Annotated in this window: 11 protein-coding genes; 8 read left to right on the top strand and 3 right to left on the bottom strand. The window is 69.4% G+C overall.

The annotated features are described in order from the left end of the window. Window positions 1-29 precede the first annotated feature (29 nt). Together CK625_RS08970 and lon are read left to right on the top strand one after the other, a co-directional pair. Window positions 30-881, top strand: a complete 852-nt coding sequence (locus CK625_RS08970) for a symmetrical bis(5'-nucleosyl)-tetraphosphatase (RefSeq protein WP_095539981.1) — start codon at window positions 30-32, stop codon at window positions 879-881. Between the two features lie 112 nt (window positions 882-993). After that, the gene (gene lon, locus CK625_RS08965; RefSeq protein WP_095539980.1) at window positions 994-3,462 is read left to right on the top strand and encodes an endopeptidase La; all 2,469 of its coding nucleotides are present in this window, start codon (window positions 994-996) and stop codon (window positions 3,460-3,462) included. Window positions 3,463-3,732: 270 nt separating this feature from the next. Here lon and CK625_RS08960 read toward each other — a convergent pair whose 3' ends face one another. Then, a complete protein-coding gene (locus CK625_RS08960; RefSeq protein WP_095540048.1) occupies window positions 3,733-4,635 on the bottom strand; it encodes a DMT family transporter in 903 nt (300 codons plus the stop codon). Between the two features lie 528 nt (window positions 4,636-5,163). Between CK625_RS08960 and CK625_RS08955 the strand changes: the two genes are divergently transcribed. Genes CK625_RS08955 through phnE form a run of 4 tightly spaced genes read left to right on the top strand, consistent with a single transcriptional unit; the run spans window position 5,164 to window position 8,774 of the window. Next, window positions 5,164-6,033 (top strand): putative selenate ABC transporter substrate-binding protein, encoded by an 870-nt coding sequence (locus CK625_RS08955; RefSeq protein WP_095539979.1) that lies wholly within the window; start codon window positions 5,164-5,166, stop codon window positions 6,031-6,033. A gap of 29 nt (window positions 6,034-6,062) precedes the next feature. Further along, complete coding sequence (locus tag CK625_RS08950) at window positions 6,063-6,968, top strand: phosphonate ABC transporter ATP-binding protein (RefSeq protein WP_238945598.1); 906 nt, start codon at window positions 6,063-6,065, stop codon at window positions 6,966-6,968. A 19-nt stretch (window positions 6,969-6,987) separates the two neighbouring features. Further along, window positions 6,988-7,878, top strand: coding sequence for a PhnE/PtxC family ABC transporter permease (locus CK625_RS08945; protein ID WP_095539978.1), 891 nt, complete (start codon window positions 6,988-6,990; stop codon window positions 7,876-7,878). Window positions 7,879-7,892: 14 nt separating this feature from the next. Next, on the top strand, window positions 7,893-8,774 hold the full coding sequence (phnE, locus tag CK625_RS08940; protein ID WP_095539977.1) for a phosphonate ABC transporter, permease protein PhnE: 882 nt from the start codon (window positions 7,893-7,895) through the stop codon (window positions 8,772-8,774). Window positions 8,775-8,858: 84 nt separating this feature from the next. On the opposite strand, the gene ubiM is transcribed toward phnE, so the two are convergent. Then, window positions 8,859-10,034, bottom strand: coding sequence for a 5-demethoxyubiquinol-8 5-hydroxylase UbiM (gene ubiM / locus CK625_RS08935; protein WP_095539976.1), 1,176 nt, complete (start codon window positions 10,032-10,034; stop codon window positions 8,859-8,861). A gap of 166 nt (window positions 10,035-10,200) precedes the next feature. Then, complete coding sequence (locus tag CK625_RS08930) at window positions 10,201-10,602, bottom strand: hypothetical protein (RefSeq protein ID WP_143326240.1); 402 nt, start codon at window positions 10,600-10,602, stop codon at window positions 10,201-10,203. 255 nt (window positions 10,603-10,857) lie between these two features. Here CK625_RS08930 and htpG point away from each other — a divergent pair, with 255 nt between their 5' ends. Both htpG and hpnD read left to right on the top strand, forming a co-directional pair. Then, on the top strand, window positions 10,858-12,891 hold the full coding sequence (gene htpG / locus CK625_RS08925) for a molecular chaperone HtpG (protein WP_095539974.1): 2,034 nt from the start codon (window positions 10,858-10,860) through the stop codon (window positions 12,889-12,891). 240 nt (window positions 12,892-13,131) lie between these two features. Then, a complete protein-coding gene (gene hpnD, locus CK625_RS08920) occupies window positions 13,132-13,977 on the top strand; it encodes a presqualene diphosphate synthase HpnD (RefSeq protein WP_095539973.1) in 846 nt (281 codons plus the stop codon). The last annotated feature ends 151 nt before the right edge of the window (window positions 13,978-14,128 follow it).

Here is a 14,128-nt window from a genome sequence, read left to right as displayed (position 1 = left end):
ACCTGCCCAATCAGCAAGGACACGGGCCCATGGCGATTTATTGCATCGGTGACATCCAGGGCTGCGACAGCGCCCTGCAGCGGCTGCTGGATCAGGCCGGCTTTTCCCCCAGCCGCGACCATGTTTATCTGTTGGGCGATCTGGTCAACCGCGGCCCCGAATCGGCCGCCGTGCTGCGCCGCTGCATGGCCGCCGATGGGGCCATCTCGGCCATCCTCGGCAACCACGACCTGCACCTGCTGGCGCGGCACTACAAGGCGCGCAAGAAGAACAAGCGCGACACCCTGGGCCAGGTGCTCAAGGCCCCCGATGCCCAGGCCATGCTGCACTGGCTGCGCCACCAGCCGCTGGCGCGCTGGGTGGAGGGCCTGGATGCGCCGCTGCTGCTGGTGCACGCCGGCGTGCTGCCGCAGTGGACGGCCCGGCAGGCGCTGGCGCTGGCCGCCGAGGTCGAGGCCGTGCTGCGCGACGAGCCGCGCTGCATCGACTTCATGCACAGCATGTACGGCAACAGCCCCGATGTGTGGGACGATGCCCTGCAAGGCGCCGATCGGCTGCGCGCCATCGTCAACGCGCTGACGCGGCTGCGCTTTTGCACGCTGCGCGAGGGGCGCATGGATTTCAGCAGCAGCGAAAGCGCCGCCCACGCGCCCGAGGGCTGCGTGCCCTGGTTCGACGTGCCCTGGCGCGCCAGCGCCGACACCATGATTGCCTTTGGCCACTGGTCCACGCTGGGCCTGCAGGACCGCGACAACGTGCTGGCGCTGGACACCGGCTGCGTCTGGGGCGGCTGCCTGAGCGCCATGCGCTTTGGCGGCGCCAGCCTGGCGCAGCGCGAGCTGCTGCAGGTGCGCTGCGAGGCCGCGCAGACCCCGGGCTGAGCCAACCCCGGCCTGAGCCAACCCCGGCCAGCCGCGCTGCAAGGCGCTTGAAACAGGCCACAATGCCCCTATGTGCAGCCCACTTGCCCCTTGGGCTGCGTGAAGGAATGCCATGACCGACCAAACCAAACCCCTGTCCGTTGACGACCAGACCCCTGGCGAAGACACCCTGCCGCTGCTGCCGCTGCGCGATGTGGTCGTGTTCCCCGGCATGGTGGTGCCGCTGTTCGTCGGCCGGGCCAAGAGCATCAAGGCGCTGGAGCTGGCCATGGGCCAGCAGCGGCGCATCGTGCTGGTGTCGCAGAAATCGGCCTCGCTGGACGAGCCCAAGGCCGAGGACTTGTTCGAGATCGGCTGCACCGCAGCCATCGTGCAAATGCTCAAGCTGCCCGATGGCACCGTCAAGGTGCTGGTCGAGGGCCAGGAGCGCGTGCGCCTGCACAGCGTGACCGAGCGCGAGTCGCACTTCGAGGCCCAGGCCAGCGCGCTGCGCGCCGATGCGCCCCAGGCGCCGCAGCAGGAGCTCGAAGCCCTGCGCCGCGCCGTGATGCAGCAGTTCGAGCAGTACGCCAAGCTCAACAAGAAAATCCCGCAGGACATTGCCGCCTCCATCGCCGGCATCGACGACGCCAGCCGCCTGGCCGACACCATCATGGCGCACCTGCCGGCCAAGCTCGAGGCCAAGCAGGCCTTGCTTGAAACCCTGGACGTGGGCCAGCGCCTGGAGGCGCTGCTGCAGCAGCTCAACGCCGAGGTGGACATCCTGCAGATCGACAAGCGCATCCGCAGCCGCGTCAAGCGCCAGATGGAGAAGAACCAGCGCGACTTCTACCTCAACGAGCAGGTCAAGGCCATCCAGAAGGAGCTGGGCGAGGGCGAGGACGGCGCCGACATCGAGGAGCTGGAGAAGAAGCTCGACGACGCCAAGATGAGCGCCGAGGCGCGCAAGAAGGCCGAGGCCGAGCTGAAAAAGCTCAAGCTCATGTCGCCCATGTCGGCCGAGGCCTCGGTGGTGCGCAACTACCTGGACGTGCTCGCCGGCCTGCCCTGGTCCAAGAAGACCAAGATCAAGAAGAACCTGCAGCTGGCCGAGAAAATCCTCAACGAGGACCACTACGGGCTGGAGAAGGTCAAGGAGCGCATCCTGGAGCACCTGGCCGTGCAGCAGCGCGTGGACAAGGTCAAGTCGCCCATCCTCTGCCTGGTGGGCCCGCCCGGCGTGGGCAAGACCTCGCTGGGCCAGTCCATCGCCAAGGCCACGGGCCGCAAGTACGTGCGCATGGCCCTGGGCGGCATGCGCGACGAGGCGGAAATCCGCGGCCACCGCCGCACCTACATCGGCGCCATGCCCGGCAAGATCCTGCAAAACCTCAGCAAGGTCGGCACGCGCAACCCGCTGTTTTTGCTCGACGAGATCGACAAGCTCGGCGCTGATTTTCGCGGCGACCCCTCCAGCGCGCTGCTGGAAGTGCTCGACCCGGAGCAGAACAACAGCTTCTCCGACCACTACGCCGAGGTTGACTTCGACCTCTCGGACGTGATGTTCGTGGCCACCTCCAACAGCATGAACATCCCGCCGGCGCTGCTCGACCGCATGGAAGTCATCCGCCTCTCGGGCTACACCGAAGACGAGAAATTCCACATCGCCCAGCGCTACCTGCTGCCCAAGCAGGTCAAGAACAACGGCATCCAGCCCGGTGAGTTGGAGGTGAGCGAAGCCGCCATCCGTGACATCGTGCGCTACTACACGCGCGAGGCCGGCGTGCGCTCGCTCGAGCGCGAAATCTCGCGCATCTGCCGCAAGGCCGTCAAAGGCATCCAGCTCAAGCAGATGCAAGCGCCCGTGCAGGTCACGGCGCAGAACCTGGCCGAGTTCCTGGGCGTGCGCAAGTTCACCTACGGCCGCGCCGAGAAGGACGACCAGATCGGCCAGGTCGTGGGCCTGGCCTGGACCGAGGTCGGCGGCGACTTGCTGACCATCGAGGCCCAGACCATGCCCGGCAAGGGCCACGTCACGCGCACCGGCTCGCTGGGCGACGTGATGAAGGAATCGGTCGAGGCCGCGCGCACCGTGGTGCGCAGCCGCGCGCTGCAGCTGGGCATTGCGCCGCAGGTGTTCGAGAAAAAGGACATCCACATCCACGTGCCCGATGGCGCCACGCCCAAGGATGGCCCCAGCGCCGGCGCGGCCATGGCCACGGCCTTCGTCTCGGCGCTGACGGGCATCCCGGTGCGCGCCGACCTGGCCATGACCGGCGAGATCACGCTGCGCGGCGAGGTCACCATCATCGGCGGCCTGAAGGAAAAGCTGCTGGCCGCGCTGCGCGGCGGCATCAAGACGGTGCTGATCCCCGAGGAGAACGTCAAGGATCTGCAGGAGATCCCGGAGAACGTGAAGAACGGCCTGGAGATCATCCCCGTCAAATGGTTCGACCAGGTGCTGCAGCACGCCCTGGTGCGCCAGCCCGCGCCGCTGTCCGAGGACGAGGTGGCTGCAGCCGCCGCATTGCCGGCCACGGCCAGCGCGGCGGCCGAGCAGGGCGCGGCCGGCGGCGGGATGATCGACATCGTTTCGCACTGAGTGTCGGCTCTGCTTGCTTGCACAGGCCCGCATGGCAAGCCCTGCGGGCCTTTTGCTTTTGGTGTTTTGGGTTTTGGGTTTGGCGTTCTGCTCAAGGATGGCGCTTGGTGGCTGCGGCTTGTACGGGCGTTGAGTGACGAGGCCGGGAGGTGCGCCCGGCGAGACAAGAAAAGGCGGCCAAAGAAGGTGCCCCCACTGCCTGCGGCCCCGGCGCTGCGCTCGGCCCTTGGCTGGGCTGCTGCACTGCCGGCGCTGGCCGCCTGCTGGCTTTCAAGGCGTGTGCCTTGCCTTGTCCCACTGGCATAGTGCAAGCCCGGCCAGGATGCACAGCGCGGCGGCCAGGTGGTAGCGCATGAAGGGCTCGTTGAGGAAGACGATGCCCATCAGCCCGCCGCTCAAGGGGATGAGGTGCGTGAACACATCGGCGCGCGCTGCGCCCACGGCGGCCACGCCCCGGCTCCAGAACACATAGGCCAGCCAGGAGGGGAAGACCACCAGATAGGCCAGGCCCAGCGCCTGCGCCGCGCCCCAGGGCCAGCCGCCGCCGGGCTGCCAGGCCGCCAGCAGCGCGGGCCAGGCGGCGGGCAGCAGCGCCAGCGCCCCCAGCCAGGACGAGAGGGTGACGAAGCTCTCGCTGGACAGCGCCTTGGGCCGGATGCGCAAGAAGGTGCAGTACACCGCCCAGCTGAGCACCGCCGCCATGGCCCACAGGTCGCCGCGCGCCAGCGCCCCTTGCGCCAGCAGGCTGGGCAGATGGCCTTTGGAGAGAATCAGCAGCACGCCCAGCGTGCTCACGGCAATGCCCAGCAGCGCGCGCGGGCGCAGTGCATCGCCGAAGAACAGCCGGCCCAGCAGCATCACGATGCAGGGCGAGGCCGCCATGTAGATGGCGCTGCGCACGGAGGTCACAGTCTGCAAGGCCAGGTACAGCGTGACCGGGAAGGCAATCTGCCCCAGCGCCGCCAGAAAGGCCAGCCGCCCCCAATCGCTGGCGCTGCGCGGCCACTGGGCCAGCACGCGCCGCCCGAACACCAGGCTGAGCAGCAGCGCCGTGCCGGCCCAGCGCAGGGCCGAGAGCAGCATGGGGTCGATGCCGGCCACCAGCACCCGGCCCACGACGTAGTTGCCGCCCCAGAACACGGCGGCCAGCGAGAGCAAGAGGTAGTAGGGCATGGGCAGGCTTTCTCTGCGGGTTTCATACGGCAAGGCCGCCAGCATGCCGCCGCCCGCGCCGCCAAGCCAATGCCGAAAACCCGCAGGCGGCCCTGGCGCGGCCTTGGCGTGGCGGCAGGGGGCGGAGCCGGTTAGAGCGAATTCTTCTCGAACGTTGACAAATCCAAGCCTGGCCGCCGACTGGCATCGCCATCTCGCAAGCAACTCTGGTCATGCCCGCGAAGGAGGGCATCCAGCGCCAGCCTTGCGCACGAGCGGGGATTGGCCAACGGCAGCGTCGCCCCCGTCAGCGTCGCAACTGGACACCCGCCTTCGCGGGTGTGACGAGAACCAGTGGCGCTTGCAGGAAATGTCTTTATCAGAATCAAAACCGCTCTAGAAGTCGCAAAAAGGGCATGGCTACAATCGCGCTCTTGTCATTTTTGAAGGGATATGGATATGCCTGAGCAATCGCCAAGCCAAGCCGCGTGTGCCGCGCCCGGGGCTGTTTTTCACCCCCCCGCAGGCTGCGCTGGCCTGGTGCGGCGCATGGGCCGGGCGCTGGGCGGCTGGGCGCGTGGCCTGGGCCTGGTGGCCGTGCTGGGCCTGGCGGCCGCAGGCGTGCATGCGCAGCAGGTGCTGCGCGTGACGGCCATTCCCGATGAGTCGCCCACCGAGCTGGCGCGCAAGTTCGAGCCCCTGGGCCAGTACCTGCAGCAGGAGCTGGGCATGGCGGTGCAGTGGACGCCGGTGACCGATTACGCCGCTGCGGTGGAGACCCTGGCCCATCGCAAGGTGGACCTGGCCTGGTTTGGCGGCTTTACCTTCGTGCAGGCGCAGCAGCGCTCGCAGGGCAAGGCCGTGCCGCTGGTGCAGCGCCAGGAGGATGCGCAGTTCCGCTCGGTGTTCATCACGCGCGCCGGCAGCGGCATCGAGGCGCTGGCCGATCTCAAGGGTCGCACGCTGGCCTTTGGCTCGCAAAGCTCCACCTCCGGCCATCTGATGCCGCGCCACTACCTGCTGGCGCAGGGCATTAACCCCGATGCCGATCTCAAGCGCGTGAGCTTCTCCGGCGCGCACGATGCCACCATCGCCGCCGTGGCCAGCGGCAAGGTCGATGCCGGGGCGCTGAACATCTCGGTGTGGGAGAAGTTCGTCACCGAAGGCCGGGTCGATGCCAGCCAGGTGCGCGTCGTCTACACCACGCCCGCCTACCACGACTACAACTGGACGGTGCACGCCGACATGCCGGCCGAGCTGCAGGAAAAAATCCGCCAGGCCTTCCTCAAGCTTGATGCGGCCGACCCTGCGGGCCAGGCCATCTTGCAGCTGCAGCGCGCCACGCGCTTCATCCCCACCGAGGCGGCGAATTACGACGGCATCCGCGCCGCGGCGCAAAGCGCCGGCCTGCTGCGCTGAGCCGGCGCGCGAGGCCGCTTGCCACTGCCATGAGCGCCGCCGCCATGAGCACCGCCGCCGCCCCGCAGGCACCAGCAGCGCAGGCGCAGGCCCCGGCCCTGGCCTTGCGCGATGCCAGCATTGCGCCCGCTGGCGCGGCCCAGCCCTTGCTGCGCGGCCTGCAGCTGCAGATTGCGCCTGGCGAGCAGGTGGCCCTGATCGGCGCCAGCGGCTCGGGCAAGAGCACGCTGATGCTGGCGTTGGCCGGGGCCTGGCCGCTGCAGGCCGGCGCGCTGCACTGGCAGGGGCAAGACCCCTGGCGGCTGCCGCGCAGCCAGCGCCAGCGGCTGCGGCGCGAGCTGTTCTATGTCCCCCAGGTGCCGCCGCTGCCGCCGCGCCAGCGCGTGGTCACGGCGGTGCTGGCCGGACGCCTGCCGCACATGGGGCTGGCCGCCAGCCTGCGCACGCTGTGGCACCCGCGCCGGGCCGATGCGCAATGGGCGCAGCAGGCGCTGCTGGCGCTGGATCTGCCCGACAAGCTCTGGCAGCGCGTGGATCGGCTCTCCGGCGGCGAGCGCCAGCGCGTCGGGCTGGCGCGCCTGCTGGCATCGCAGGCGCGCTGCTGGCTGGTCGATGAGCCGCTCTCGGCGCTCGACCCCAGCCGCGCGCAGCAGGTCATGCAGGTGCTGCGGCAGACGGCCCGCCAGCGTGGCAATACGCTGCTGTGCAGCCTGCACCAGGTGGAGGCGGCGCGGCGCTTTGCGCGCGTGCTGGCCCTCAAGGACGGGGTCATTGCCTACGATGGCCCAGGCAGCGGCCTGAGCGATGCGCTGCTGCTGCAACTCTATGGCCGCACGGCGCTGGACGATGCCCCGGCCGACGTGCAAGTCGATGTGCAGGCCCAAGCCGCGCCCTCGCCTGCATCCGTCTGGGCCGGCCCTGCGCACTGTGGCTGAGCCAGTACAAGGCCCCGCGATGACTGAGCAGGCCCACACCACCGCCCGCGCTGCCCAGGCCGCGCCCCGTGGCGCATCCTCGGTCGCAGCCGATGCCGGGCGCGACCCGGCCTGGCTGCGGCGCTGGGCTGCGCTGCTGCTGGCGCTGGCCGTGCTCTGGCCCGTGCTGCGGCTGACGGAATTTCGGCCCTGGCAGATGCTGGATGCGCACAGCCTGCAGGCCACGGCCAGCTTTTTGGCCAGCTTCGTGCCGCCGCGCCACGATTGGGCGTTTGTCTGGCTGCTGGCCAAGGAGGCCTGGCGCACCATCGCCATTGCCACGGCGGGCCTGGCGCTGGCCTGGCTCATCGGCGCGCCGCTGGCGCTGCTGGCCAGCGCCAGCCTGTCCATTAGCGCCAGCGAGGGCGCGGGCCGCATGGCCGCGCTGCCGCGGCTGCTGCGCCAGCTGCTGCGCTGGCTGCTGGTGGCCCTGCGCTCCATCCCCGAGCTGGTCTACGCCCTGCTGTTGGTGCGCGTGACCGGGCTGGGGCCTACGGCCGGCGTGCTGGCCATCGCCATTGCCTACGGCGGCATGCTGGGCAAGGTCTATGCGGAAATCCTGGAAAGCGCCGACCCGGCCCCGACCCAGGCGCTGCTGCGCGCCGGCTGCGGGCGCCTGCAGGCGTTTTTCTGCGGCACGCTGCCGCAATGCGCGCAGGAGCTGGCCGGCTACACCGTCTACCGCTGGGAGTGCGCCGTGCGCTCGTCCGTGGTGCTGGGCTTTGTCGGCGCCGGCGGCCTGGGCCAGTTGCTCGACAGCGCCGCCAAGATGTTTGCCGGCAACGAGGTCAGCGCCACGCTGCTGGTGTTCATTGGGCTGGTCTGGCTCAGCGACGGCCTGAGCGCCTGGCTGCGGCGGCGGCTGGCTTGAATCGGGGCAGGCGCATGGGCTTTGCATCCAGACCACATGACGACGCAGCCGCGCCGGGCCAGACTGGCCCTGAGCTGCCGCTGCCGCCCCGGCCGCGGCGCAGCCTGTGGACGATCCTGGCGCTGCTGGCCCTGGCAGCCCTGGTCGTGGCCAGCTTTGTGACGCTGGATTTGCAGTGGCGCGACCTGTTCTCGGCGCAGGGCCTGGGCGCGATGGGGCAATTTGTGCGCGGCTTCTTCCCGCCCGAGACTGAGCCGGGCTTCTTGCAGGCCACGGCGCGCGCCGCGCTGGAGACGCTGGCCATGTCCCTCTTGGGCACGGCCCTGGCCGCAGTGGGCGGGCTGGCCCTGGCGCTGCTGGCCAGCGCCGCGCCCGCCCAGGCTCGCGGCCAGCGCGGCTGGCGCGGCGGGCGCACGGCCCTGCGCGGCCTGGCCCTGGCGATCTTGAACCTATTGCGCGCCGTGCCCGAGCTGATCTGGGCCGTGCTGCTGCTCGTTGCCGCCGGCCTGGGGCCCATGGCCGGCACGCTGGCGCTGGCCCTGCACACCAGCGGCGTGCTCGGGCGGTTGTTTGCGCAAAGCCTGGAGAGCGCCGCCCCGGAAGTGGCGCAGGCCCTGCGCCTGCGCGGCGCGGGCGCGCTGCAAACCTTTGCCTGGGCGACCTGGCCGCAGATCGCGCCGCAGCTGCTGTCCTACACCCTGTACCGCTGGGAGAACAACATCCGCGCCGCCGCCGTGCTGGGCATCGTCGGCGCGGGCGGCCTGGGGCAAATGCTCAGCTACCACCTGGGGCTGTTTCACATGCGCGAGACCGGCACCGTGCTGCTGGCCATGCTGCTGCTGGTGGCCCTGGTCGATGGCAGCTCCTTTGCCATCCGCCGCGTGATGGCGCGCTGACATGCCAAGGCGCTGATGCGCCAGCGGCGGCGGCCTGCGCTGCGGGCCGCGCACAGGCACTCAGCAAACCTGTGAAAAGGCCATTCAGGTCTGCGTCAGGTGCCGTGCCAGGGCCTTGCGAAATGGTTGCACGGCCTGGGCCATGCGCAGCGCGCCGCCGCGCAGCCACTGGGCCGGAGCGGCATCGTTGGTGTAGAGCCGGGCGATGGCATTGGTGGCCTGGTACAGCGGCCAGGTGGCGGTGCGGTGGCGGCGCTCGTAGGCCTGCAGGAACTCCTGATCGGCCAGATCGCGGTTGCGGCGCTTGGCCAGCCACAGCTGCTCGGCCAGGCGCTGCTGGCTTTGCAGGCCGAAGTTGAAGCCGTGCGCGGTGATGGGGTGCATGCCCACGGCCGCATCGCCAATCAGCGCAAAGCGCGGCGCGACAAAGCGCTGCGCGTACACGCCCACCAGCGGGTAGGTGTGCGGCTCGCCCTCCTTGTGCATCGCGCCCAGGCGGTGCGCAAAGCGCCGCGTGATGCTGGCCGAGAAGGCCGCATCGTCCAGCGCCAGCTCGGCCTGCATGGCCTCGGGCGTCAGCGTCAGCACCACATTGCTGCGCTGGCCGTTGAGCGGCAGCAGCGCCAGCGTCTGGCCCTGGTCGAACCATTGCCAGGCCACGTGCTGGTGCGGCAGCTCGTGGCTGAAGCGGCACACCATCATGGTGCGCGCGAAATCGTGCGTGGCCGCGGCAATGCCCATCATGCGGCGGGTCTGCGAAAAGCGGCTGTCGGCGGCCACCACCAGGCGCGCCGTCAGGCTGCGGCCATCGTCGAGCTGCAGCGTCTGGCGCTCGGCCCCGCAGCGCAGGCCGCTCACGCCCACGCCGCCGATCAGTTGCACATCGCTGCGCGCCTGCACGGCCTCGAACAAGGCCTTGCGGATCAGGTGGTTGGGCACGAAGTAGCCCAGCTGCGCCACGCCCGCGATCTGCGCGTCGATGCGCAGCGCAAACAGCGATGGGCCGTTGAAGACCTGGGCATCGCGCAGGGCGCTGACCTGCGCCGGGTCGATGCGTTGCCAGACGCCCAGCTCCTGCAGGATGCGCTGCGAGGCGTGGGTCAGGGCGATCTCGCGGCCATCGAAGGCCGGCTCGGCCAGGGCCGTCAGCGGCTGGCGATCGAGCACGGCCAGGCGCAGGCCGCTGCCCTGCATGGATTGGGCGAAGGCCAGGCCCACCGGGCCGGCCCCTACGATGGCGATGTCAACGTCAACGTGCATGGGCGAGTGCGGGTGTGAGAACAGGGTGTTTGGGCGTGCGGCCGGCGCGCGCTGCTGCGCATGATAGCGGCGCGGCGGCCATGCAAAAGCCCCGGGCCGCCGTGCAGGGTGCAGGCAGGCCAGGGGCCGGTTGCGCCGCGCGCGCCGCCGAGCGGCCGCGCTCAGCTCAGTTGTACCAGCGCTGCGGATCGCGCGTGTAGTGGTGGCTGCTGGGCGGGGCGGGCATGCGCTCGTAGGTGGTCAGCACGCCGCGCTGCTGCCAGGTCATCAGCACCGGCTTGCCGCGCTGCGCCATGGCCGTGCCAAGCAGGTTTTCGCGGAACAGGCCGCCGCCGCGTACGCTGCCGGTGATGCGCACATCATTGCCGCCGCGCACGCGCGCCTCGCAAAAGCGCGGGTCGGTGTGGGCATCGCAGCGCTGCAGCGCATTGGCCTGCAGCTGGCTGTCCGAAGGCGCGCGCGCAGGCTTGCGCGCCAGTGCGGGCTGGCTCCAGGCCGCGCACAGCAGCGCGCCCAGCAACAGACCAGCGGCCGAGCGGGCCAGGGGGTGCGATGGTGTTTTTGACATAGGTGTTCCTCCTTGGGTGCGGGATTGCTCTCATGCTCGTGCCGGGCATTCTAGTGGCGCAGCCTTGCAATGGCGATACAAATTCAAACAATTGTCTTGTGCTGGCATCAAGGTCTTTGAATTGGCCCTGGTGCCAACGGGCCTGGCCCCCGCCTTGAAAAGCCTGCGCGCGGCCTCAGATGGCCACGGTCGTGGCGCGCGCTGCGCGCTGCCGCCCTTTTTTCTATTTCTTCCCCATCGATTCCTTGTGACGCCATGAGCACGAAAAAACATGCTTTCCAGGCCGAGGTGGCCCAGGTGCTGCACCTGGTGACGCACTCGCTGTACTCGAACCCCGAGATCTTCCTGCGCGAGCTGATCTCCAACGCCGCCGATGCCTGCGACAAGCTGCGCTTCGAGGCCCTGAACGACAGCGCGCTGTACGAGGGCGATGCCGAGCTGCGTGTGCGCATCCACTTCGATGAGCAGGCCAAGACCCTGACCATTGAAGACAACGGCATCGGCATGAGCCTGCAGGAGGCTATCGACAACCTGGGCACCATCGCCAAGAGCGGCACGCGCGACTTTGCCAGCCGCCTCAGCGGCGATGCGCAGGCCGATGCGCAGCTCATCGGCCAGTTTGGCGTGGGCTTTTACTCGGCCTTCATCGTGGCCGAGCAGGTGGTGGTGCAAACGCGCCGCGCCGGCCTGCCCGCCAGTGAGGGCGTGCGCTGGAGCAGCCAGGGCACGGGCGACTTCGAGGTCCAGACCATCGAGCGCGCCCAGCGCGGCGCCAGCATCACCTTGCACCTGCGCGACAGCGCCAGCGAATTCCTCAACGGCTGGAAGCTGCGCTCGCTCATCAACAAATACTCCGACCACATCAGCCTGCCCGTGCAAATGCAGCAGGAGCAATGGCAGGAGGCCGAGCAGGAAGGCCAGCCCGGCGCCATGGTCAAGACCGGCGAATGGGAGACCGTCAACCAGGCCAGCGCGCTGTGGGCGCGGCCCAAGAAGGACATCAGCGCCGAGCAGTACATCGAGTTCTACAAAAACCTCAGCCACGACTTCGAGGAGCCGCTGGCCTGGAGCCACAACAAGGTTGAAGGTGCGACCGAATACACCCAGCTGCTGTACCTGCCGGCCAAGGCCCCGCACGACCTGTGGAACCGCGACAAGCAGGCCGGCCTGAAGCTCTACGTCAAGCGCGTCTTCATCATGAACGAGGCCGATGCGCTGCTGCCGTCCTACCTGCGCTTTGTCAGCGGCGTGATCGACGCGGCCGATCTGCCGCTGAACGTCAGCCGTGAAATCCTGCAGGAAAGCCGCGACGTGCGCGCCATCCGCGACGGCAACACGCGCCGCGTGCTGGGCATGCTCGAAAGCCTGGCCGAGGAGGATGCAGCCGCAGCGCCCGCGCAGCCCACGGATCAGGCAAATCAGGCCGAGCAGGCCGGTGACGTGACCGACGTGGTCGATAAGAACGCCCCGGCCGCCGATGCCGCCCAGCCGCAGGGCGAAGGCAAGTACGCGCGCTTTTACGCCCAGTTTGGCGCCGTGCTCAAGGAGGGTCTGGGCGAAGACTTCGCGCACCGCGAACGCATCGCCCGCCTGCTGCGCTACGCCTCGACCCACAGCGACAGCCCCAGCGTCGGCCTGGCCGACTACAAGGCGCGCATGAAGGACGGGCAAAAGGCCATCTACTACATCACCGCCGACAGCCTGGCCGCCGCCAAGAGCAGCCCGCAGCTGGAGCTGTTCCGCAAAAAAGGCATCGAAGTGCTGTTCATGACCGATCGCGTCGATGAATGGGCCATGGGCTTTGTGCACGAGTTCGACGGCACGCCGCTGCAATCCATCGCCAAAGGCGCGGTGGATCTGGGCGAGCTGCAGGACGAAGCCGAACGCCAGGCCGCCCAGGCCGCGGCCGAGCAATACCAGCCCCTGGTCGAGCGCCTCAAGGCCGTGCTCAAGGGCAAGGCCGAGGACGTGCGCGTGACCACCCGCCTGGTCGATTCGCCCGCCTGCCTGGTCGTGCAGGACGGCCAGATCAGCAACCAGTTCGCGCGCCTGCTCAAGCAGGCCGGCCAGGCCCTGCCCGAAACCCTGCCGGTGCTGGAAGTCAACCCCAGCCACGCGCTGGTGCAGCGCCTGCAGGCCGCGCAGGACGCCCAGGCCGAAGGCGGCGACTTCGACGACCTGGCGCACGTGCTGTTCGACCAGGCCCTGCTGGCCGAAGGCGGCCTGCCAGACGACCCGGCCGCCTACGTGCAGCGCATCCACCGCCTGCTGCTGGCCCCTGCGGGCTGAGTAGTAGAGCCCCCTTTTCTGCCTGCTGCCCCGGCACGCAGGCAGTGGGGGGCGCCTTCTTTTGCCTCCTTTTCCTGGCGAGACAAGAAAAGGAGGTGCGCTGCCGGGCGCACATCCCGGCCTCGGCACTCAAAGCCGGCGCAGTCGGCTGTGGCAAGGGCGCGGCCAGGCCCTTGCCAGGCCCTTGCCAGGCTCCTGCCAGCCCTTGGCGCCACAGCCATCGTGTGACAATCGCGCCCCATGAGTCCACAGCAGTACGTCGCGCACAAGGCCGCCGCATCGGGCAGCAGCTTTTACTACGCGTTCCGTTTTCTCCCGGCGCCGCGCCGCGCGGCCATCACGGCGTTCTATGCCTTCTGCCGCGAAGTGGACGACGTGGTCGATGAAGTCAGCGACGCGGGCGTGGCCGCCAGCAAGCTGGCCTGGTGGCGCTCCGAAGTGGCCAATGCCTACGCCGGCCGGCCCAGCCACCCGGTCATGCAGGCGCTGATGCCCGCCGCGCAGGACTGGGGCATCGAGGCTGCGCACCTGCTGGCCATCATCGAAGGCTGCGAGATGGACCTGCAGCAAACCCGTTACCTGGACTTTGTCGGCCTGCAGCGCTACTGCCACCTGGTGGCCGGCGTGGTGGGCGAGGTCGCCGCGCGCATCTTCGGCCAGACCCAGGCGCAGACCACGCAGTACGCGCACACCCTGGGCCTGGCCTTTCAGCTGACCAACATCATCCGCGACGTGGGCGAGGACGCCATGCGCGGGCGCATCTACCTGCCCGTGGCCGAGCTGCAGCAGTTCGAGGTGCGCGCGCACGAAATCACCCAGCGCAGCTACTCGGAGCGCTTTGCCGCGCTGATGCGCTTTCAGGCCGAGCGCGCGCACCGCCTCTACGACCAGGCGCTGGCGCTGCTGCCCGAGCAGGACCGGCGCAGCCAAAAGCCCGGGCTGATGATGGCGCACATCTACCGCACCCTGCTGCGCGAGATCGAGCGCGACCAGTTCCAGGTGCTGCACCAGCGCATCCAGCTCACCCCGCTGCGCAAGCTCTGGCTGGCCTGGCAGGTGCAGGCGCTGGGGCGCATGCCGCGCTGAGCCGCGCGCGCCGGGCACAGGCAGGGCGGGGCCAATGGCAGGGGCAGCAGCACGGGCCAGCACGCACGCGATGCCGGCCGCGCAGGCCGGGCCGCTGGCAGGGCTGCGCCTGGCCGTGGTCGGCGCGGGCTGGGCCGGGCTGGCCGCCGCC

The organism is Vandammella animalimorsus (assembly GCF_002285265.1).
Classification (GTDB): Bacteria; Pseudomonadota; Gammaproteobacteria; order Burkholderiales; family Burkholderiaceae_C; genus Lampropedia.
Note: the sequence above shows the minus strand (reverse complement) of the source record. Positions and strands in the feature narration are given on the sequence as shown.